The sequence below is a fragment of the Bowmanella yangjiangensis genome (genome assembly GCF_018531185.1).
GTDB classification, from domain to species: domain Bacteria; phylum Pseudomonadota; class Gammaproteobacteria; order Enterobacterales; family Alteromonadaceae; genus Bowmanella; species Bowmanella yangjiangensis.
This window is the reverse complement of record NZ_JAHDJU010000003.1, coordinates 466,521-486,473: the sequence shown is the minus strand read 5'-3', so window position 1 is coordinate 486,473 and position 19,953 is coordinate 466,521. Positions and strand designations below refer to the sequence as shown.

General features: G+C 51.4%; 22 protein-coding genes. 11 read left to right on the top strand and 11 right to left on the bottom strand.

Annotated features, from left to right (window positions below; genetic code table 11):
* Positions 1-81 precede the first annotated feature (81 nt).
* Positions 82-531 carry a VOC family protein gene (locus KJY73_RS17810; protein WP_232848719.1) on the top strand — a complete coding sequence of 150 codons (450 nt, stop codon included), beginning with the start codon at positions 82-84 and terminating at the stop codon, positions 529-531.
* Positions 518-1,123 (top strand): glutathione S-transferase family protein, encoded by a 606-nt coding sequence (locus KJY73_RS17805; RefSeq protein ID WP_214345035.1) that lies wholly within the window; start codon positions 518-520, stop codon positions 1,121-1,123. The genes KJY73_RS17810 and KJY73_RS17805 overlap by 14 nt, the downstream gene beginning before the upstream one ends.
* Before the next feature lie 103 nt (positions 1,124-1,226).
* On the opposite strand, the gene KJY73_RS17800 is transcribed toward KJY73_RS17805, so the two are convergent.
* Genes KJY73_RS17800 through KJY73_RS17785 form a run of 4 tightly spaced genes read right to left on the bottom strand, consistent with a single transcriptional unit; the run spans position 1,227 to position 4,212 of the window.
* On the bottom strand, positions 1,227-2,594 hold the full coding sequence (locus KJY73_RS17800; RefSeq protein ID WP_214345034.1) for a class II fumarate hydratase: 1,368 nt from the start codon (positions 2,592-2,594) through the stop codon (positions 1,227-1,229).
* 6 nt (positions 2,595-2,600) lie between these two features.
* Entirely contained in the window at positions 2,601-3,023 is a 423-nt protein-coding gene (locus KJY73_RS17795) for a hypothetical protein (protein WP_214345033.1), read from the bottom strand.
* Entirely contained in the window at positions 3,023-3,631 is a 609-nt protein-coding gene (locus tag KJY73_RS17790; RefSeq protein WP_214345032.1) for a superoxide dismutase, read from the bottom strand. The genes KJY73_RS17795 and KJY73_RS17790 overlap by 1 nt, the downstream gene beginning before the upstream one ends.
* 11 nt (positions 3,632-3,642) lie before the next feature.
* Positions 3,643-4,212, bottom strand: coding sequence for a tetratricopeptide repeat protein (locus KJY73_RS17785; RefSeq protein ID WP_214345031.1), 570 nt, complete (start codon positions 4,210-4,212; stop codon positions 3,643-3,645).
* Between the two features lie 139 nt (positions 4,213-4,351).
* Here KJY73_RS17785 and KJY73_RS17780 point away from each other — a divergent pair, with 139 nt between their 5' ends.
* A complete protein-coding gene (locus KJY73_RS17780; protein ID WP_214345030.1) occupies positions 4,352-5,278 on the top strand; it encodes a ZIP family metal transporter in 927 nt (308 codons plus the stop codon).
* A gap of 97 nt (positions 5,279-5,375) precedes the next feature.
* Here the strand turns inward: KJY73_RS17780 and KJY73_RS17775 are convergent, their stop codons facing one another.
* From KJY73_RS17775 to KJY73_RS17755, 5 genes are all read right to left on the bottom strand, one after another.
* The gene (locus tag KJY73_RS17775; protein ID WP_214345029.1) at positions 5,376-6,455 is read right to left on the bottom strand and encodes a porin; all 1,080 of its coding nucleotides are present in this window, start codon (positions 6,453-6,455) and stop codon (positions 5,376-5,378) included.
* A 180-nt stretch (positions 6,456-6,635) separates the two neighbouring features.
* Entirely contained in the window at positions 6,636-7,421 is a 786-nt protein-coding gene (locus tag KJY73_RS17770) for an SH3 domain-containing protein (protein ID WP_214345028.1), read from the bottom strand.
* Between the two features lie 16 nt (positions 7,422-7,437).
* The gene (locus KJY73_RS17765; RefSeq protein WP_214345027.1) at positions 7,438-8,805 is read right to left on the bottom strand and encodes a sensor histidine kinase; all 1,368 of its coding nucleotides are present in this window, start codon (positions 8,803-8,805) and stop codon (positions 7,438-7,440) included.
* Positions 8,792-9,454 (bottom strand): response regulator transcription factor, encoded by a 663-nt coding sequence (locus KJY73_RS17760; protein ID WP_214345026.1) that lies wholly within the window; start codon positions 9,452-9,454, stop codon positions 8,792-8,794. The genes KJY73_RS17765 and KJY73_RS17760 overlap by 14 nt, the downstream gene beginning before the upstream one ends.
* A gap of 2 nt (positions 9,455-9,456) precedes the next feature.
* Entirely contained in the window at positions 9,457-9,879 is a 423-nt protein-coding gene (locus KJY73_RS17755) for a hypothetical protein (RefSeq protein ID WP_214345025.1), read from the bottom strand.
* Between the two features lie 285 nt (positions 9,880-10,164).
* On the opposite strand from KJY73_RS17755, the gene KJY73_RS17750 reads away from it, so the two are divergent.
* Positions 10,165-11,238: a P-loop NTPase family protein gene (locus tag KJY73_RS17750; protein WP_214345024.1), complete on the top strand. Its 1,074-nt coding sequence runs from the start codon at positions 10,165-10,167 to the stop codon at positions 11,236-11,238.
* A gap of 1 nt (position 11,239) precedes the next feature.
* The gene (locus tag KJY73_RS17745) at positions 11,240-12,862 is read left to right on the top strand and encodes an ATP-binding cassette domain-containing protein (protein ID WP_214345023.1); all 1,623 of its coding nucleotides are present in this window, start codon (positions 11,240-11,242) and stop codon (positions 12,860-12,862) included.
* A gap of 29 nt (positions 12,863-12,891) precedes the next feature.
* Here KJY73_RS17745 and KJY73_RS17740 read toward each other — a convergent pair whose 3' ends face one another.
* On the bottom strand, positions 12,892-13,578 hold the full coding sequence (locus KJY73_RS17740; protein WP_214345022.1) for a class I SAM-dependent methyltransferase: 687 nt from the start codon (positions 13,576-13,578) through the stop codon (positions 12,892-12,894).
* A 9-nt stretch (positions 13,579-13,587) separates the two neighbouring features.
* Positions 13,588-14,496: an NAD(P)/FAD-dependent oxidoreductase gene (locus KJY73_RS17735; protein WP_214345021.1), complete on the bottom strand. Its 909-nt coding sequence runs from the start codon at positions 14,494-14,496 to the stop codon at positions 13,588-13,590.
* Between the two features lie 124 nt (positions 14,497-14,620).
* On the opposite strand from KJY73_RS17735, the gene KJY73_RS17730 reads away from it, so the two are divergent.
* From KJY73_RS17730 to KJY73_RS17705, 6 genes are all read left to right on the top strand, one after another.
* Entirely contained in the window at positions 14,621-15,043 is a 423-nt protein-coding gene (locus tag KJY73_RS17730) for an Rrf2 family transcriptional regulator (RefSeq protein WP_214345020.1), read from the top strand.
* A gap of 96 nt (positions 15,044-15,139) precedes the next feature.
* Positions 15,140-15,772 (top strand): CPBP family intramembrane glutamic endopeptidase, encoded by a 633-nt coding sequence (locus tag KJY73_RS17725; protein WP_332874224.1) that lies wholly within the window; start codon positions 15,140-15,142, stop codon positions 15,770-15,772.
* Between the two features lie 72 nt (positions 15,773-15,844).
* Entirely contained in the window at positions 15,845-16,900 is a 1,056-nt protein-coding gene (locus KJY73_RS17720) for an agmatine deiminase family protein (RefSeq protein WP_214345019.1), read from the top strand.
* Positions 16,893-17,780 (top strand): carbon-nitrogen hydrolase, encoded by an 888-nt coding sequence (locus KJY73_RS17715; RefSeq protein ID WP_214345018.1) that lies wholly within the window; start codon positions 16,893-16,895, stop codon positions 17,778-17,780. Before KJY73_RS17720 ends, KJY73_RS17715 begins: the two co-directional genes overlap by 8 nt.
* Before the next feature lie 177 nt (positions 17,781-17,957).
* Positions 17,958-18,371 (top strand): SRPBCC family protein, encoded by a 414-nt coding sequence (locus tag KJY73_RS17710; protein WP_214345017.1) that lies wholly within the window; start codon positions 17,958-17,960, stop codon positions 18,369-18,371.
* A 237-nt stretch (positions 18,372-18,608) separates the two neighbouring features.
* A complete protein-coding gene (locus tag KJY73_RS17705; protein WP_214345016.1) occupies positions 18,609-19,910 on the top strand; it encodes a hypothetical protein in 1,302 nt (433 codons plus the stop codon).
* Positions 19,911-19,953 lie beyond the last annotated feature (43 nt).

Below are 19,953 nucleotides of genomic sequence, written 5' to 3'. Positions count from 1 at the left end.
TTTTCCAAAATTACCGGATTATCTTGATATTTGAAAGCTGGCAGACTGCATCCCGTACAATCAAACGGGAGATTTAATTCCATGAACCTAACCATGGCTGAATGCCCACAGCCTGTCATTGGCTATGACCATGTGGGGATCCGGGTATCCAACCGCAAGCGCGCCTTGCGTTTCTACGAAGGCTTGGGCTTTCGTGAAACCTATCGAATCTCCTACGGTGAGGCCAATGAAATGGTCAGCCCGGCAGGGGTAAGAATTAACCTGATTTTCAACGGCGTTACCCGCCGTGATGCCCGAAATGTGCTGTTAGATGAACCCATTAAGTTGCCCGGTATGACCCATCCAGCTTTTTTGGTGGCTGACATTGAGCAGTTTCAGTTGTGGCTGAAGCAACAAGGCATAGTGATTACTGAGGGGCCCAAACGGATAGGACCGCGGCGGGTGGCGCTGTTTATTCGCGACCCGGACGGCAATGTACTGGAGTTTAATCAATTGATCCCTGAGGAGGGTAAGCGTAATGAAACTGTATGATTTAGAGGTGTCGGGTAACTGCTATAAGGTGCGTTTATTTGCGGCATTAGCGCAGATTGAGCTGGAGTTGGTGGCCGTGGACTTTAGCCGCGGCGAACATAAAAGTGAAGCCATTTGCAGCCTCAACCCTTGGGGGCAAGTGCCGATTCTGCAAGACGAGGCATTGGTACTGCGTGATGCCCAGGCGATTTTGGTTTACTTAGCCGGTCGCTACGGTGGAGAGGCCTGGTGGCCGGGAGAAGCGCACTTGCAAGGGCAGGTAATGCAATGGTTATCCGTGGCAGCTAATGAGATCCAACATGGGCCGAGCGCGGCCAGGCTGATTAAAAAATTCGGCGCCAATTTGGATGCGCCGCTGGCACTGATGCGCAGTGAACATATTTTAGGGCTGATAGACAAGCATTTGGCTAAGCATCAATGGCTGGCCGCAGGCAGGCCGACTATCGCCGAATGTGCGGTATTTCCTTATGTGGCGCTGGCCTGGGAAGGTGATGTGGATATTAGCCCTTACCAAAACATTGCCGCCTGGATTGCACGAATCAAAGCGCTGCCAGGCTTTATCGCCATGCCTGGTATTGAGTTGGCGAGGTAGCTGAAACTAACGGGGGTTTAAAAGCCGCTGGCGCTTATTAGGTTATTACCAATGCAAGTAAAACAAGGCGCACCGAAATGCGCCTTGGTCGCTTTCCTTTAGTTTATTGCCCGGTTAACTTGGCCGGGTTCAGCAGTTCCTGCAGCTGTGCTAAGGGTATATCGGTCAGCTCGGCGGCCACCTCTATAACCGGCCTTTGCTGCTGGTAAGCCTGCTTGGCGATAGCGGCGGCTTTCTCGTAACCGATAATAGGGTTTAACGCCGTCACCAAAATGGGATTTCTGGCAAGGGCCGATGCAATATTGTGCTGGTTTACTTTTAATCCCTTCAACGCCTGCTCGGCCAGGGCCGTGCAACTGCCCGCCAGCAGACCGATGCTGTCTAAGAGATTACTGGCAATCAGCGGCAGCATCACATTTAGTTCAAAGTTACCCGACTGACCGGCCAGGGTGATGGCGCTGTCATGCCCTATAACCTGAGTACAGGCCATGGCCACGGCTTCGGGGATCACTGGGTTGACTTTGCCCGGCATAATGGACGAACCGGGTTGCAGCGCGGGTAGTTCAATTTCGGCTAGGCCTGCCAGCGGACCTGAGTTCATCCAGCGCAGGTCATTGGCTATTTTCATAAGCGCCACTGCCAGGGTTTTTAACGCGCCGGAGCAAGCCACTGCCACATCCTGGCTGCCAATAGTGAAGAATAAGTTTTCGGCGGGCTGAAAGGGAAGGCCGGTGGTGTGGCTGATCTGTTGGCAAAGCAGTGCAGAAAACCTTGGATGAGCATTGATACCGGTACCCACTGCCGTGCCGCCCTGAGCCAGCTGCAATAAGCGTTGTTGCTGTTCCTTAATCAGCGTTGTGGCATGACTGAGCTGTGCCTGCCAGGCTGAAAATACCTGCTCAAAGCTTACCGGCATGGCGTCCATCAGATGGGTACGGCCGGTTTTAACAATATCGCCGTGACTGGCGATTTGTGCCTCCAGCGCTTGATGGAGGCGATGTATAGCGGGCAGTAAATCATGCTCAAGGGCAATAGCGGCACTGACATGAATGCTACTCGGGATAGTATCGTTACTGCTTTGACCAAGATTGATATGATCGTTGGGGTGAACCTTTTCCCCCAGAATTTCCGTGGCCAGGGTCGCCAGTACCTCATTGGCATTCATATTACTGCTGGTGCCTGAGCCGGTTTGAAATACGCTCACCGGGTATTGGCTTAACTTAAGATTATCCAACTGCTGCTGGGCGGCGGTAGTAATGGCATGGGTTTGTGGCTGGGTAAGTAAACCGAGTTCGCCATTGGCGTGGGCGGCCGCTTGTTTAATCAGCAGTAGGGCGCGAATAAAGCCGGCTGGCATGGTTGCGGCACTGATGGCAAAGTTTTGCACCGCGCGCTGGGTTTGTGCCTGATACAAGGCGGATACTGGCACATGAAGTTCGCCCATGGAGTCTTTTTCGATGCGATGGCTCATAAAATCTTATGTCCTATTACGTGGTCCGGCGGGTCCTGTGCTGTCCCGCTGGTAAAGTGGCTGCAGCAAACGTCGCAGGTCGCGCTGCAGTTTGGAAAATCGTTCTGCCCCTTGGGGCGACTGCCGGTAAAGCGCCTGCAAGGCCAGCAGCGGTTGATAGAGCTGGTCAAGCAGGGTTTGCCTTTGCCAATGGCACTGGGCTGCAATGGCCCAACGTACCAGATTAAACAGCCAGCGTCTGAGCTGCCATTCTTGCATCAGCGGCTGCCCTGCATCAGCTAGCTGAAGGGTCAACTCATGGGATGCCTGATTGTAATAATAGAGCTGTTGTTGCCATTCGCACCCGGTCAGCGCCAGTAAATTTACTTCTGCCTGGTGGCAATGCTGCCAGGCTCTTTTGCTGATGGCTTTAAATGTGCGGTGCGACATCAGCGTGCCTGCCGGTAGCGTCTGGCCACTTCTGGCCAGTTAATGACCTGATAGATAGCCTCTATGTAGTCGGCCCGTTTATTCTGATACTTAAGATAATAAGCGTGCTCCCATACATCCAGGCCCAGAATCGGGGTGTGACCATGCATAAGCGGGCTGTCCTGATTGGCGCTGCTTTCCACCACTAATTGGCCCTTTGTGTTCAGACTTAACCATGCCCAGCCACTGCCAAAGCGTGACAATGCAGCCTGAGTAAAGGCATTTTGAAACTGGGCAAAACTGCCAAAGTGTTGGTCGATGGCCAGGGCGAGTTCGCCGTCGGGTCGGCCTTGCCCATTTGGGCTCAGTATGGTCCAGAACAGGCTATGGTTGGCATGTCCGCCGCCATGATCCCGCACTGCAGCTTGCAGCTGGTGCGGTAGTTCGTTGAGCTGGCCAAGCAGTTTTTCCAGCGACAAGCTGGTATAGGGCGTGTCTGTCAGCGCCTGGTTGAGCTTATTCACATAAGCTTGATGGTGCCGACCGTGGTGAATTTCCATGGTCAGACTATCCAGATAAGGCTCCAGTGCATCATAGGGGTAGGGCAGTGAAGGTAATTCAAACGGCATGGCACACTCCTTTAGTGATTTCCAATGGGAATAGACTGACGCAAAAGTAGGTTACTGGCCGAAGAGCTGCCGTAGTGGCGGCAGAACAGCGCCAGTGACATTTTGCATCGATGCAGATGGGGAAATAGCAAGGTCAGCTTGTCGTGGTTGTCCCGCATCAGCAAAAACAACCGGTTTAGGGCTTGCTCATGATAAGAGCGCGCTTTGTCAAATCGGCGCAAGCGGGACTCCAGATCAGCGAGGTTATGCAGGCTAATCACATGAATGGCAACATGCTCGGCGCACAATCTTGTCTGTAAAAGCCGCTCTGACAGATCTAAAGCGCTTAGATACCAGCGACGGGCTATAGATGTATTTAGGCTTTTGTAACGCCGAGATGCCGCGTTGGTGGCATATTGCCAGCGTTTTATCAGGCCCTGCGGATTGATGATAGTGCTATGGGTTGTGCCTGCAGGCTTAGACAGAGCGCTTGTCTCCGCTGGGTTTGCCCGGTCGGACTGATGAAGAGACAATCGTGAAAAACGTTCAGTTTGCTCTGTTTCGGTCTGAACGAAAACGCCTTTCTGATTTGCACAACGCATAGTGTTATTCCTTTAGCTAAGAGTGGTCCACGCAGGGCTGAATTCGAAAACGCCTTATAAGTTAATGATAATGATTATCAAATGCAATAAATTGTTTTATAGTGCAACCATTCGATGTTTACACAAGTGAATGGTGGCAATGAGAGCAGACAGCACAAGGCAAGCACGGCTTTTACCTGCATCGATGTGGCATGGTGGCACTGCCATAAAGTGGCGAGTATGTGGGTTGGCTGGGGTAGCTGGTCTGGTAGCGTTAATCTGGGCTGTGCCAACTGATGCCCTGGCTTGGGCGCTGGGGGGCTCTGCATTGGGCTTTCTTTCCACCGCGCTTGGGGCCATGTTGGTGTTATTGCCCGGTCGCTACAACCAGCGTTTTTTGGAACTGTCATTGGGGCTGTCCGGGGGCATGATGCTGGCAGCCGCGGTATTTTCCCTGCTGTTGCCAGCCATAGACACTGCCACCGAGATCTTCCCCCCGTTCTATGCACATCTTGCTGTGATACTTGCCACCTTAGGCGGGGCGTGGATGATGTGTGAGATAGAACGTCACGTACCCCACGGTCATCCGGTTGCCGGTGATACCGGCCCAGGCCATCGCCATTTAAGCCGGTTATGGCTGTTTGTGTTGGCGATTGCCTTGCATAACTTGCCCGAAGGTATTGCGGTCGGGGTGAGTTTCTCCGGGGCAGATTGGCACTCGGGCAGCAGTGTCAGCCTGGCTATTGCCCTGCAGGACTTCCCCGAAGGTTTTGCCATGGCTGTGGTATTGTTGCGTTTGGGGCTTGGCGTTTGGAAAGCGGTGGGCTGGTCGCTACTGGCTGGCTTGCTGGAGCCCTTAGGGGCGGTTATTGGGGTATTTTTAGGCGGTATAGCGGTTTTTGCTTATCCGCTGTCGTTGGCACTATCTGCTGGGGCCATGTTGTTTGTGGTGATCCATGAGGTTATCCCTGAAGTGCAAAGCCCGCGCACCAGTCGCTTAAGTGTGCAAGGTACCATGACCATGCTGGGCGGTTTTTTGTTGCTGTGGTTTTTAGACAGCCAGGCTTTTGTTCGCTTGCTGAGTTGATAAAGTCAAAAGGGAGCCTAAGCTCCCCTTGATCTTTATAGCCGCTCGTTAAGTCTCAGCGTTGATCCTATCCAATCAGGGCAGTCCTGAATTGGCCTTAAAAACTCATATTAATGCCAACTGCCGCACTGAGATCGTCGGCTTTGTCGGCATCAAAGTAGCGTTTGCGCATTTCAACATACACATGCTTATTTTGGCCTAGCTTGTAGTCATTGCCCAGCACCACGGCGCGTTGTTTACCACCCTCAATGGCTTGGTACCCTTTAGCGTATTCCAGGCTGCCATACACTCTGTGATTATCAAACAGCTGGTAACGTGCTCCCAGAGCGTAGTGGCGGGACTCGGCACTTTCTCCTTTTAGATGGTCTTCCAGCACATGCTGAGCGCCGTAGGCTGAAAGCTGCAAATCGCGGCTGACTTTCCACTTGGCGGAGGCCACATTGGTATAATACTTGGCATTTGGATACTGGTTGTTTTGATAGCCTGCTTCTAACTCAATATGTTTAAGACCACGATACGTCACCCCATAGCCGACACCATAATCCAGCTCGGTATCACTGACCCTTAAGCGCTGACTGCCTACCCTGAGCTGCGGGAGGCTGTCCAGTTGGCGGGCGAAGTTGTACTGGGCCGAGAGGCGAAAATCATCGGCATTGTAATGATATTGCAGGGTTTGTTCGGGGCGTTTGGTATTTAGCTCATCCTTGGTCAGATGCACCGATGCGCCAACGCGATGGCTGCGGTCAAAATCGTCATAGTTTTTGACAATGGCATTTTGCTGGCCGTACTGCAGGCTGCCCCACTGAGTTTTGATGCCCATATAGGCCTGACGAATTTTAAAGAAAGGGGAATAGTCGCTATTTGCATTAGTGCCCAGTTCAAAGCGGCCATAGAGTTTATGCCCGGCCAGGGGGTAACTGAATTTGATGCCGGCCTTACTGGCATTGTCTTTGAGCTCCCAGCGTTTATCGTCACCTTGTTTGGCTGGGTCCAAAGGCGAATAGGGGACTTTCTCCTGTTTGTCCTGATATACCCCAGATACTCTGAGACTGGCATAGGGGGTGATTTTTAATGGGACGATGGATTTTTTAAAGGCTTTTAGGGGCTGCTCAATACTGTAAGCGACCGGAATACTGGTAAGAAGGGCAATAGATAATAATGTCAGTGGCTGTTTCATCTGGTGTCTCCAAGTTGTTCTGCAGAGGAGATTAACCTTGGTTCACTGACAGTAAGCTGAGAGCCCTTGCAAGCTTTATGTAAGCTTCGGCTGGTAAAGTAGCAATCTGGTAATGCAAGCCATCTAGCACTTAGAAACTTGGTTAAGCAGGCCGGGTATGCTGCACACCGGCCTAAAGGGTTAAGCCTCTGGCGTATCGTGCAGTGGATTGATAAACCAGATATCCGGGGTTTTCTGGCACAGATTTAGGCTACGCTGTGCCTGACGGGATTGATGAGCAAAGTGGATCTCAACTTGGCGACATTGGGTCAGACCAAAGATGTCGTGAAGTGGCAGTACGTAACCGTCACGGGTTAAATCGTTATCCGTATCTACTTTCAGCTCATAGGGGCGACTATTAAGGAAATCCCGCTTGAGAATGGAGGGGGTGACGGCGGTATGGCGAACATAACCGAGCAGTTGGGTGCCACGTTCAATCAGGTACCAACTCTCATCCGGTGATTGTGCCAGTACGTTGACGATATCGTGCTTTTCCAGGTTGCCAAGCTCGCGGCTTTGTTTGCTGGGTTCGGCGTAAAGTTTTACCTTGCGGCGGGTAACATAAGGCAGGTCGATAAACATCAATTCAGACTCGGTATTGATTTCTTCCTTGCCTGCACGTTTGAGTTGAAAGGCCTGAAAGTTTACCGCCGCAATCTTCAGCGACCACGTAGCGTGGGTAATGGGATCCACACGGCTTAGTTCATCGGCTACAGGCTGCTTAAGCTGCTTGGCTAATTGTGACAATAACTGGGCACGGCCCCGGTCACTTAAATAGCTATCGAATTCCTCATTAATGCTAAGAGCAGCCAGGGCATGTTGTTTTTTAAGCTGAGTATCCAGAGGGCCGGCATCTTTAACCAGTTGGGTCAGCTGGCAGCCGCTTAGTGTCAGGGCGCCTGCCAGTGCAATGAGTAATTTGTACATAGGAATTGCCTCCGTGTTAGTCCATGGCTGCCAGTGTGCCGGGCAAATGCAGAACAATGCATAATCCGCTTGCTGCCAGACTGCTATCTTGCAAACGAATGTTGCCACCGTAGAGCAGCACGATATCCTGCACTATAGGCAGTCCCAGCCCGGTTCCCTGCGTGGTTTCATCCAGTCTTTTGCCTGGGCTGAATACGGCTTGACGCTGTTCCTCGGGAATACCAGGACCATCGTCTTCGATAGTAATTTCGATACCGCGCTCAATCTGTGCTGCACTAAACTTCACCTGGCTGTGGGCCCACTTACAGGCATTATCCATCAAGTTGCCGAGTACTTCGTCCAGATCATGAGGATCGCCAGAAAACACCAGATTGGGGTGACAGGCAAAGCTCATTTTCAAGCCCCTGGGCTTGTACAGTAATTCCAAACTAAAGACCAGCTCACTTAGGGTGTCTGCCACATTGGTTCGGGCAGATAACTTCTCGAACGAACCGGCTAACCTGGCTCGTGCTAAATGGGTATGTGTGCTTTGACTTAGTTTGTCGGCTTGCTCTAACACAATGCGGGCATCGGCTGGTGGCAGATTACTGGCATGATTTTTAAGCACAGAAATTGGATTTTTCAGGGCATGAGCCAGGTTTGAGGCCTGCAGGCGGGCGCGCTCTAGAATTTCTTTATTATTTTGCAAAAGGTGGTTTAGCTCGGTTTGCACTTCGGTTAATTCGCTGGGTAAGGTCAGTGTCAAAGACTCCTGGCTGCCATCCCGAATGGCCTTGATCCCTTGTTGCAAGCTTCGTACTGGCTGTAACAACTGCTTAAGCTGCCAGCGTAATATGAGGCCGAGAATCAGCCCGAGTAGGGCAAATGCACCGATAAGGCGGCTGGCAAACTGGATAACATCGCGCTGAATATCGGCCACAGGGCCACTTGCGACCACAAATACATACTGATCCTGGGAGTGAAAGTGTACACGTTGCACGGCGGCCCGCAGAGGCAAGCCAGTTGGGCCTTCAAGCGCCATAAAGCTCAACTGCGGAAGATTGATCTCATCCAAAAGTGGTGCGGGTGCGTCGGCATACAAAGAGGGTGACTGATATTTTACCTGCTGCTGGTGAATAACCTGCCAGTACCAGCCCGACAGGGGCTCCTGGAACCTAGCCGTAGAGGGAGTACCATTTAAAATCAGCTCGCCGTTTGGTTCAAACTGCGCTGCGGCTAACAATGAGTGCAATTGGTTGGTTAAAGTACGGTCAAAGCGCCGTTCGATATAGGAGTCGAACAGCAACACCAATGCCACAGATAAGACACTTAATGCCACAAACATAAACAGGGTAATCCGCCAAATCAGACGGTTACGCAGCGAGTAAGGCTTAGCTGTCGGCATTTAGCTGGTACCCTTGTCCACGTCGGGTTTGAATATGCTCGGTCCCCAGCTTTTTGCGTACCCGGTTAACCAGCACTTCAATCACATTGGAGTTGTGCTCAAAGTCCATTTGGTACAAATGCTCGGTCAGCACGGCTTTTGATACAACCTGACCCTGACGATTCATCAGATAGGCCAACAGACGGTATTCCAGTGCGCTAAGATCCAGATGTTTGCCGGCCAAAGTAGCACGTTGAGTGGCGGTATCCAGCTCCAGTGAGCCAGCGGCCAATACACTGGTGGCATGGCCGTTGCTGCGTCTGACCAAGGCTTCCACTCTGGCTAACAGCTCTTCCATTTCGAACGGCTTAATCAAATAGTCATCGGCACCGGCGCGCAGGCCAGTGACCCGCTCACGCCAGGTGTCACGGGCGGTCAGTATAATAACCGGCATCTTGTTGCCGTTGCGTCGCCAATCGGTCAATACACTGAGTCCGTCGCGACCCGGCAAGCCGATATCCAGTATGGCGATATCATACTCTTCGGTGTCACCAACAAACCAGGCCTCCTGGCCATCATGGCACTGATCCACGGCGAAACCGTGTTCGGTCAGCGCCTCGCTGATTTGCTCAGCGGCTTGCACGTTATCTTCTACTACTAAGGCGCGCATTTTTACTGTTCCTTTTGTGAGGTTTTATCCTTGTCGGCAGCTTCATCACCCACCAACTTATCCAACTGTCTGAATACCCGGTCGAGGGGATCCAACTGCTGATGGCTGTCATCTAATACCAACTCGAAGCTGCGGGTATCGTAATAACGGTGGCTGATATCACCTGTCCGGTTGACCAGTTTCAGCTTGAAGACCTGTTGACAGTTGAGCTGCTCAACGCTGGATTGCAGCAGGGTTTCATTGCGTTTCAGATCTTCAGCTTTGAACTTCTTGATAAAGCGATAGAACTCTTTTGCTGAAGGTGGGGTGCCTGCTGATGGACAGGAGGCTTGTGGTTCGTCCTGGGCATAGACAGGCGTGACCGGCAATAACAGCAATATTGCCAGGGCTGTGTAACGGCACATTGTAGATGCAGAAAACGACATAACCTGCCTATCGGAACTTCAGCAATGGAGGAGTATAAGTGGCCCAACCTTACAGCAACCTTACAGCAAGCTGCAGTTGATGGATGTGGTGCTGAAGAATAGCCTCAAATGAAAAAAATTAAAAAATTTTTACATTGTAACATTATGTATTTACTGGGTTTTTCCTAATCTTACGGTAAGCTTACAAGGTGTATAACCTTAGTGTCAGGCAACCTTTTCTAGTATGCGTTTCGTCGATTGGCGACACCGTCACTCAAGCAATACTTACAGAAAAGGAATTATATTATGTCTGCATCTACTCACACTACTGCTCACCGTCTTTTGGCCGCTAAACGCGCTTTTGTAACCCGTCGTGTACTAAGCGAAGACATGCAGGGGTTAACCGATTTGAGCCACATTCCACGCAGTGGAGACCTGGTTCTGGCCCGCGTGACAGAAATTGGCCATCACACCAAGATTGAACGTATCGACGGCCGTAAGGCCACCTTATATGAAGGTGACGAAATTATCCTGGCCTTTGGTAATCGCTATGCCCCGGATCAATTTGAAGCCTTAGTTCCTCAGGATCTGGCGGCCTGCCATATGGTGGCAGCAGGCGGGATAGCGGGCCTTGCTATTGGCTGGCATAGCCGTATTGAGATGCCCACGCAAATTGAGCCCATTGGTCTTATCACCAATGCCGCGGGTAAGGTGGTGAATGTGGCTGACTATAAGCTGCCTGCTCACCAGCACGGTATCAGGCAAATTGCGGTGCCAAGTGTGGTGGTGGTGGGAACCTCGATGAATGCAGGTAAAACCACCACGGCGGCTAACCTGATCCATGGGCTGACCACTGCCGGTTACACAGTCGGGGCGATGAAAATTACCGGCACCGGTGCGGGCGGCGATTTATGGCTGATGAAGGACTCTGGCGCAGCCCATGTGCTGGACTTTACCGATGCGGGCTACCCAACCAGCTTTAATATCGGCATTGAAAAAGCCAAAGGGATTTACCCGATATTGGCGGCGGAGTTAGTACGTAAGGGCTGTACCGCCATAGTGATTGAAGTGGCCGACGGCATTTACCAGCAGGAAACCCGCGCGATTTTGCAATGCGTTAAGTTTAAACAACAGTTCAGCAATGTACTGTTTGCGGCGCGAGAAGCCATGGGAGCACAAAGCGGTGCCAGTTGGTTGCAGGAACAAGGCTATCAGGTACAAGGGATTAGCGGCAGAATTTGTGCGTCGCCCTTAGCGACCCGCGAAGCGGCCCATGTGCTGGATATGGCGGTATATGGTCTTGAGGATCTGCGCGATCCGGCTAAAGCCTGTAGCATTATTGGCCAGGACGGCGTGGCGCATCAGGCGGATATTGCCTGATATGTCAAAGGCTATGGGATTTCCAAGCATAGTGACAGGGATCGGGCCGTTTCGGCTCGCTTCCCTGTCACTATTGGCGATGCTGAGTGTGGCCGCGAGCAGCTATAAACTCTTGTGGTTTGCCGATATCTGGCAGGCAAACATACTGCCCCTCAGTCTTGCACTACTTACTGGTGCCATAGTTAATATTGTGGCTCGACTGGCCCTGAGAACACTGGCCGAGCAAAACGGACAGCGATTGGTCATTGCCTATCGCCAGGCGTTATTCAGCCGCATGTTAGACGCAGATGTTGAGAATGGCCCAAACCGTCTTGGCGTGGCCATGAATCGACTGATTAGTGACGCCAACAGTGTGGCGCATTTTGCCGGCAGGGGATTAGGCTTTGTGCAGATGGGGGCGCTGGGCTGCTTTTGTTTTGGTGGGTTTCTGTTTACACAGAGTCAGGACCTGGCGGGCACACTATGTTTGGCATTGCTGGTAACGGCACTATGTCTGGGGGCATTAACGCCTTGGGCATTGGGTCTGGCTGGTGATATCAGGCGCAGCCGAGGCCGGTTAAGTGGACATCTAAGTGAGCGCTGTTTTGGGTACCTGACTGTAGGACGAAGCAACACGCAAAGGCAGGAGAATAAGCGTGTGCTTTTGCGGGGCAAGGCATTGGCACGCCAGCTTGTGCAATGGCAGTTTTTCCTGCTTTGCTGTCGCAGTTTAGGGCCGCTTTGCGGATTAACCGCGCTTATTTATACATCACCGGATTTCAGTGTTAAGCACTGGCCGCATTTAGTCAGGGTACTGACGCTGTCTCTGTGCCTGTTAAGCTTTGATTACCTGGTACGCAGCTGGGCTGACTGGATTAACTTTTATGTAGCCAGGCAGCGTTTACGCTTGGCATTCGACAAGATGCTAGCTGTCGCCAAAAGTGCCAAACGACGCCTCGCAAGAAAACAAGCTTATGTTCTAAAAGCACGTAACTTACAAGTTGCAGATGGAGCGCTCAGCATCAATATGGAAATTCCTGCCGGGGCTCGATTGCAGGTTTGCGGACAACGTGGCAAATCCGCTTTATGCCGCTTACTGGCCCAGCAGGCGGAGCCAGCCAATGGTTACCTGGTGCTTGGCAGCTATCGTTTTAGCAATATTGCACGTAATCGTCTGCATCAGCTGGTGTGTGTCATAGATGAACATAGTCAATTATTTAAAGGGTCGGTCTACAGCAATATCCTGTATGGCACTGGCCTGGCAAAAGGCCCTCAAGCTGTTGCTGTCGCAGAGTGGGTGGGTATCGAACCTGTGCTACTGGACAATGCCATAGGTGAGCTGGGCCGCGGCTGCTCGCAGCTTCTGTACGCCCGTATTTTGCTGGCCAGAGTAATATTGCTAAAGCCTGCGGTGTTGGTTTTGGATCATCCTGTGTTTATTGCGCATCCGCAGGTAAGGAAACTCGTCGCGTTGGTGGCCGAAACTCAGCCTTTTACGTTAATACAGGTGGTTGAGCCTGAATTCGCGCCTTTTACACCCAGTCACCTGCTGGATATGGATCGCGGGACGGTACGCCGGTATGAAACTTCGACCGCATTAAAGATGGATGTGCCGCAGGTAAGTAAACCTTGCATGCTAACCTGAATTATTCCGGAAAATGATATGAAGGCCGCTTAAGCGGCCGCAAGCTTTGAATACCAGGCATGTATGAGAAGTGCCTGATAAAACAAGGTTGGTGACGTGAACCCAGCATTGGTGAGTAGCTGACTAATATCATTGGGTGGGTCGACAACAACCTGCTCTCCCAGATAGGTGGGATTAATATTCAGCCCCGCCAATTGATGAAGCGCGACCCAATGCTGACAGATGGCGGCGAAACTGCTGTCTTGTCGATTCCAACTAAGTTCAGCATTAATCAACATGGCAGCGGGTTTTAGCCGTTTGGCAATATGCTTGAAGTAGGTCAGTCGGTCTTCAGGAGACAGAACGAAATGAGCCACCAGTATACTGGTGGCCGCATCAAAAGGCGCACGTTCAGGTAGATCATGTACAAAGCCTGTGAAAAATTCACAGCGCTGGCTGATACCTTGTGCCTGCGCTTTTTCCTGGCAGCGTAACAGCATGGCAGCCGAAGGATCGACTAAGGTAAATTGCCATTTAGGAAAAACAGTGGCCAGAAATAGCAACTCGTCACCTGTGCCAGCCCCTGCACATAAGATACGGGCATTTTGCGGCAAGGTAGAAAACAGCGCCTGCATCTGTAAATGCAAGGCATCTTTGATCGGTTGCAATTTTACCCGACTGCTGTCGTAGCGAGCGGCCATATCAGCACCAAAAGCGGGTTGATTTTGTGTTTGCATGACGACTCCTTATGCGTTTAGTTGCATTTGGATCAAGGCATGATGTACATGCACGCCAGCCATAACGCCCGATGCACTGGCCAGCGTGGCGTTCTGCATGGGAATGGCGATGTCGCCAGCTGCATAAACACCCAATACCGAGGTTTGCTGGCTTTCGTCTATTTTCACTAATGGCCCCATAAGGCCAGGTTCAAATTCGCAGCCTAGTTGCTCTGCCAGCGGGCTGGCCATGCGCGTGGTTGGTCCTACATATAAAGCGTTTATGCAAAGCTGGCGATTGTCCTGCAAGCGCACGGCACTAATTTCCGGGGCGTTACCGATGATTTCTGTTACTGGCGTTTGTTCGATTCTGACCCCGCGTTTTTCTAACATTTTCTGAACGTCAGGCTCGAGGGGAAATTGCCCTTGACTGAAATAAGTCGTAGGGCCCCAGTCCGGGATCAATTTGGCTTGATGTACTGACAGCGGTGAGGTTGCTAGCACCCCTAATGGCCGGTCGCGGTTTTCATAGCCGTGACAATAGGGACAGTGCAGTACCGTTTTACCCCAACGTGAGGCTAGCCCTGGAATATCGGGTAACTGCTCATGAAGCCCTGTGGCCAGAATGATCTTACTGGCATCTACTGAAGTGTTATCTGCTAATGTGGCAGTAAAACCCTCAGCATCTTTAACCAGATTAACAACTTCACCTTGATGCAGCGTAAAGTCGGGGTAGGGGAGCAATTTGGCCAGCGCTTTTTGGTGTATATCGTGCGGGGTTTCACCATCCAAGCCAAAGAAACCATGGGAATGCGAGGCAAAGCGGTTCCGCGGTTTTCCGCTGTCTATCACTATCACCTGTTTTCTGGCTCTGACCAGTTGTATTGCCGCTGACAGGCCGGCAAAGCTGCCACCAATAATCAGTACTTGTGTTTGCATAATTCACCTCATCGTTAAGTAACAATTATTGTTACATGATAGATTGAGTTTGTTCAACACAGGAAACATTAAATGTTACATAAGGCTGTGGTAGCATTTGCACAAATTCAATAGGTAAATTGCTATGCGCAAAGACAGTCGCCTCTCCCGCGTTCTTCATGCTTTGATCCATTTGGATCATCATGGCAAGCCAGCTACATCTGACGACATTGGTAAAATGCTGGGAACGAATCCTGTTGTGGTGCGCAGAACCATGGCGGCGCTGCGCGAGCAAGGCTATGTCAGTGCCGTAAAAGGGCATAATGGAGGATGGTCATTGGCCAGGCCTTTGTCTGATATCACGTTGTATGACATACACAAAGCTCTGGGAGACAGTTCGGTATTTACTATTGGCCTGACCGACGAGCACAATAGTTGCCCAATTGAGCACGGGGTTAATAATGCGCTGCGTGACGTGATGCACGAAGCCGAAGCGCTGCTGTTAGCACGATTTAAACAAGTGACGCTGGCCAAGTTGGCCAGCGAATTTGGTCAGCACAGCGCGTAAAGTAACTTCACGATGCTGTAGATATTTTTCGCTGGCATGTGGATTTTTGTATATACCTTATAGGGTGTGACAAATTTGTGACCGACAGGTGACAGGGTGAATCGCTGGCTGGAAATGTTTTGCTTATTTGGCTTGGTGCCAATGTCAGTTGCCATTCTGGCGTCATTCTACATTGGCTGGCTGATCCCCATTTTGCTGACCATTTGTACCTTGTGTTTGTGGTTATTGCTGAGCGACCCCCATTTTAAACGCTTTCGGTTGTGGCATATACAAGGCATAAAAGACTGTCTGCGCCATCAGCTGTTGTTGTTTGTGCCATTGGCACTGCTCATCAGCCTGCTTGTGTACTTGTGGCTGCCACAAGTGTTTTTCATCTTACCGCAACACGATAAATCCTTGTGGCTGCTTACCCTGGCGGTTTATCCGCTGGTGTCGGTACTTCCGCAGGAACTGGTGTTTCGTACTTTCTTTTTTCATCGTTACAAAGGCATCTTACCCTCTAAAACCGGGCGCTTGGGGTTAAGCACCGCCAGTTTTGCCTTGGCTCATGCAGCTTACGGTAACTGGCTGGCGGTGTTGCTCTCTGCCTTCGGCGGCCTTTTATTTGGTTACCGTTATCTGCAAACCCGTTCGACCTTAATTGTGGCAATTGAACATTCCATCTGGGGCATGTTTTTATTTACCGTTGGCCTTGGGGTCTATCTGGTGCAGGTAGACCTGCTGAAGTAGGGCAATTCCGGTGGATCTGTATTGCCTAACGACTATAATCGGCGGCAATTGCAACTTGTGCTGGAAATGATGATGAACACATCTCGCCGCTTACTGCCCGAATGGGCGCCTCAGGAAGCTGTGATCCTGGCCTGGCCCCATGAAGATACCGATTGGGCCCCCTGGCTGGAACAAGCCCGTAACTTATATCTAGAACTGATCCACGCCATTAATCAGGCCGATTGTGGGGTGTTGTTGCTGGTAAGAGAAGGCGATATGGCCGACTTCCAGCGCCGGGTAAACAGTACCGACAACGTACTGCTACTTAAAGCCAACCCCAACGATACCTGGTTGCGTGACTATGGTTTTCTGACCTGTCAGTCAGACCAGGGTATGCAGCCGGTGGAATACCAGTTTAACGGCTGGGGTAATAAATTTGATGCATCCCGTGACAACAGGGCGAATCGTGAGATTCTGGCTGATTTATGCAAATTGCCGCTGATCAGCACCGATATCGTAGCCGAGGGCGGCGCACTGGAAATTGATGCAGATGGCCATTTGCTGTCTACCTCGCTGTGTTTGCTGAATCCTGAGCGTAACGGCCAGATGAGCCTGGATGACTACCGCGCCCAATTTAAGCAATACCTGGGGGCCAGTCAGGTCAGCATCTTTGAAAACGGCCATCTGGAAGGGGACGATACCGACGGACATATCGACACCCTGGTACGTTTTACCCCAGATCAGGGGCTGGTGATCCAATCCTGTTTTAATCGCCCGGATGATGGTCACTTTGCGGGATTGCAGGCGCTGGTAGAAGAATGCCGTCAGGCCTTACCACAGCACCAGATTTTTGAATTACCACTGCCGGTGATTTTTAGCGATGAAGGCGATCGCCTGCCGGCATCCTATGCCAATTACCTGATTAACAATCAGCAGGTACTGTGCCCGATTTACGGCCAGCCCGAAGACAAACTTGCTCTGGAAGTACTGGCCAAGGCCTATCCGGCCCATCGGATTGTGGCGCTGGATTGTGCAGTGCTGGTGCAGCAATATGGCAGTTTGCATTGTATTAGCATGCAGGTGCCCCAAGGTACCTTAAAAGATGAAGTGATCGCGCAGTTGCGCAAAGGAGTTAGCGTCTATGGCTAAATTAAAAGTAGGTCTGGTTCAGCAGGCCGTGGCAGGCAACGACAAACAGGCCAACTGGCGAAAAAGTGCTGAGCAGGTGCGTCATCTGGCGGCGCAAGGTGCCGAGCTGGTGATGTTGCAAGAACTGCACAGCACACTGTATTTCTGTCAGGAAGAAAACACCGACTATTTTGATCTGGCTGAGCCTATTCCTGGCCCTGCAACCGAGTATTTTGCGGCCCTGGCCGCCGAGCTGAATATTGTGCTGGTGACCTCGTTGTTTGAAAAGCGTGGTTCGGGCCTTTATCACAACACTGCCGTGGTGTTCGACCGCAAAGAAGGCATGGTGGGCAAGTACCGCAAGATGCATATTCCTGACGACCCTGGTTTTTACGAGAAGTTTTACTTCACCCCTGGGGATCTGGGCTTTGAGCCGATTCAGACCAGTGTTGGTAAGCTAGGGGTATTGGTATGCTGGGATCAGTGGTATCCGGAAGCGGCGCGTCTGATGGCTATGCGCGGCGCGGATATGCTGTTTTATCCCACGGCGATTGGTTGGGATATTACAGATACACCGGATGAGCGTGAGCGCCAGCACACCGCGTGGCATACCATTCAACGTGCCCATGCGGTGGCCAACTCGGTGCCGGTGATCGTGGCCAACCGTACCGGCTTTGAAGCCTCGCCCATTGACGGCGACCCGGGAATTCAGTTCTGGGGCCAGAGCTTTATTGCCGGGCCGCAAGGTGAGCTGCTTGCCCAGGCCAGCAGCGACAAGGAAGAAACTTTATTGGTAGAGCTGGACTTGGCCCGTACCGAAAAAGTTAAACGTATCTGGCCTTACTTCCGTGACCGTCGCATTGACGCTTACGAGGATCTGACCCGCCGCTGGCGCGACTAATGCGCCTGGGCCCCGGTTTTTGCATCAAACACCGGGGCCTCGGAGCAGCATTGCAATGCAAAACATCAAAATTTTTATACTCTGTTGTCGAAGCGGACCGGCTAGCAACGACTAGTTGGCAGCAAACCCACTTTGACGCCCCGGTGAACGGCGCTTTATAACTGCAACGGAGCACCTATGAAGATTTCAATTGAAACCACGGTAAAGGCAACACTGCAGCAAGTTTGGCATGCCTGGACCAATCCAGAAGACATCACTCAATGGAATTTTGCCATCGACACTTGGTGTTGCCCGAGGGCGCAAAACCAAATGGTTGTGGGGCAGGGGTTTAACTATCGCATGGAAGCCAAAGATGGATCTATGGGCTTTGATTTTGTAGGTACCTACACGCAAGTTGAACCGCATAAAGTCATTCAGTACACACTCGGTGATGATCGCGAAGTCCGGGTGGAATTTTTGCCAACCGAGCAGGGCGTGAAGCTGGTCGAGACATTTGAAACCGAAGACGAAAATTCTGCCGAACAACAGCGCCAAGGCTGGCAGGGCATTCTGGATAACTTTAAAGCCCATGTTGAGAAGCAGCACTCATAAGGCTGTCAGGCTAAGCTTGCTCCAACAGGCTTAATGGGGAACTGGTTTGGCTATGAGATCAGCCGGCCCCCTCATAGGTAAATGGTGTTAGACAGCCACTTTTGCCCTCTCATCTGAACATTCTGTTCTGACGTGAACTCTCCCCATCTGCTCAATTAGTAATCTTTTAAGATGTTTATAGGGGCGGCTTGTTGCACAGCTCTTGATAATGCGCCGATTCAAATTCGGGAGCAAAGTATGCAACAGCACAAATTGATAACAAGTGATAGATGGCGAGTCCATTTTATCGCTCAGAATAGTATGATTTCCGCCATGCTGGCAGGGCTGATGGCCTGTGGTGGTGGTGGAGACAATCTGGCACCGGTTCCGGTTCCAGCGCCGCCAACGGAGACTTGTAGCAGTTGGCCAACCCTCTATCAACCCGAATATCGGGGACAAAGTGCGTTGCAGTCTGTTGTCAGGTTAAGCGATTGTTCGGTGATTGTCGCTGGTTATGAGGGGTCTACAGCACAAAGTCAGGCAGAAGGGAACAGCAACGCCTTTGTTGAAAGGTTAACACTGGATACCCAAGGCGCGGTTCAGCGTGTTTGGCGGTATGTGCTTGATACAACTGGCACGGATCAAATCAATCAGCTATTGCTCGACAACAATCAGATCCTTTTTGTTGGAGCCAGCAGCGGCGCACTGCCGGGGCAGGTTAATCAGGGTAAGCAGGATGTGCTAATTGGCAGATTGAGTGTCGACGGCAGTCTGATTGGGGTGTCGCAGCTGGGTACCGAGCGGCCTAATGTACCTGTGAAACTGTTCAAACTGGCGCCGGAGCAATATTTGCTGGTGGGCTATGATGATTACTTTATTCCAACTAATTATCTGGAAGCGAAGGAGAACCCTTGGCTAGCGCGCCTTGATGAGCATAGCCAGGGGCAGTTTCAGGTGCAGTGGTGGCAAACGGACGATACCCCTCAGGGGGATTTTTACACCAGCGCAGCAATGGACTCTGACTTATACGTCGGTTACCAAAGCGATATGGGGGAGTCCAGAGGTGCCTGGCTGAAGAAGCTGACGACTAACGGCGACCCTTATTGGTCGGTATCGCTGAGTAACAGTCCCATAGACACTATCGCAGGTACCCAGGTGGTGAATGAGGAGGTTTGGCTGATGGGAACCAGTTATCTGGCATTGGATCAAAATTATCAGGGAAGAGGGGATTTGTTCCTAGCCAAAATGTCACCAACCAGCGGCGATCTTATCAGTGTCGAAATGTTTGGCTCAGCAGCATTGGACTGGGCCAGACTGTTGATTCCTTATCAAGGTAAGTGGCTGGTATTAGCAGAAACGGGTTTGGATGAAGCGCTGACAGAGTGGGAGGTGTCGCTGTACCAGCACGATGGCCAGTTTTGGCAGAGCGAGTCTCTGCAAATAGGTAAGAAAACCCTGGTATCGTCTGCAGATGTGGTGGCTGAGCAGTTATTGACGGTTGGCTATTGGGTAGACGAGCAAGGACGAGCCAAGGCTTATATGGCGGGATTTTCGCTGTGACAGAGGGACAACTGAGCCTAGACCATTTACTCAGAGGCTGATA

Coding starts and splice junctions, on each gene's coding strand:
- KJY73_RS17780 (WP_214345030.1), top strand. CDS start 4,352: ATGAGAGCAGACAGCACAAGGCAAGCACGGCTTTTACCTGCATCGATG.
- KJY73_RS17765 (WP_214345027.1), bottom strand. CDS start 8,805: ATGCCGACAGCTAAGCCTTACTCGCTGCGTAACCGTCTGATTTGGCGG.
- KJY73_RS17745 (WP_214345023.1), top strand. CDS start 11,240: ATGTCAAAGGCTATGGGATTTCCAAGCATAGTGACAGGGATCGGGCCG.
- KJY73_RS17805 (WP_214345035.1), top strand. CDS start 518: ATGAAACTGTATGATTTAGAGGTGTCGGGTAACTGCTATAAGGTGCGT.
- KJY73_RS17720 (WP_214345019.1), top strand. CDS start 15,845: ATGAACACATCTCGCCGCTTACTGCCCGAATGGGCGCCTCAGGAAGCT.
- KJY73_RS17770 (WP_214345028.1), bottom strand. CDS start 7,421: ATGTACAAATTACTCATTGCACTGGCAGGCGCCCTGACACTAAGCGGC.
- KJY73_RS17730 (WP_214345020.1), top strand. CDS start 14,621: ATGCGCAAAGACAGTCGCCTCTCCCGCGTTCTTCATGCTTTGATCCAT.
- KJY73_RS17755 (WP_214345025.1), bottom strand. CDS start 9,879: ATGTCGTTTTCTGCATCTACAATGTGCCGTTACACAGCCCTGGCAATA.
- KJY73_RS17715 (WP_214345018.1), top strand. CDS start 16,893: ATGGCTAAATTAAAAGTAGGTCTGGTTCAGCAGGCCGTGGCAGGCAAC.
- KJY73_RS17710 (WP_214345017.1), top strand. CDS start 17,958: ATGAAGATTTCAATTGAAACCACGGTAAAGGCAACACTGCAGCAAGTT.
- KJY73_RS17790 (WP_214345032.1), bottom strand. CDS start 3,631: ATGCCGTTTGAATTACCTTCACTGCCCTACCCCTATGATGCACTGGAG.
- KJY73_RS17785 (WP_214345031.1), bottom strand. CDS start 4,212: ATGCGTTGTGCAAATCAGAAAGGCGTTTTCGTTCAGACCGAAACAGAG.
- KJY73_RS17750 (WP_214345024.1), top strand. CDS start 10,165: ATGTCTGCATCTACTCACACTACTGCTCACCGTCTTTTGGCCGCTAAA.
- KJY73_RS17705 (WP_214345016.1), top strand. CDS start 18,609: ATGCAACAGCACAAATTGATAACAAGTGATAGATGGCGAGTCCATTTT.
- KJY73_RS17760 (WP_214345026.1), bottom strand. CDS start 9,454: ATGCGCGCCTTAGTAGTAGAAGATAACGTGCAAGCCGCTGAGCAAATC.
- KJY73_RS17775 (WP_214345029.1), bottom strand. CDS start 6,455: ATGAAACAGCCACTGACATTATTATCTATTGCCCTTCTTACCAGTATT.
- KJY73_RS17795 (WP_214345033.1), bottom strand. CDS start 3,023: ATGTCGCACCGCACATTTAAAGCCATCAGCAAAAGAGCCTGGCAGCAT.
- KJY73_RS17800 (WP_214345034.1), bottom strand. CDS start 2,594: ATGAGCCATCGCATCGAAAAAGACTCCATGGGCGAACTTCATGTGCCA.
- KJY73_RS17740 (WP_214345022.1), bottom strand. CDS start 13,578: ATGCAAACACAAAATCAACCCGCTTTTGGTGCTGATATGGCCGCTCGC.
- KJY73_RS17735 (WP_214345021.1), bottom strand. CDS start 14,496: ATGCAAACACAAGTACTGATTATTGGTGGCAGCTTTGCCGGCCTGTCA.
- KJY73_RS17810 (WP_232848719.1), top strand. CDS start 82: ATGAACCTAACCATGGCTGAATGCCCACAGCCTGTCATTGGCTATGAC.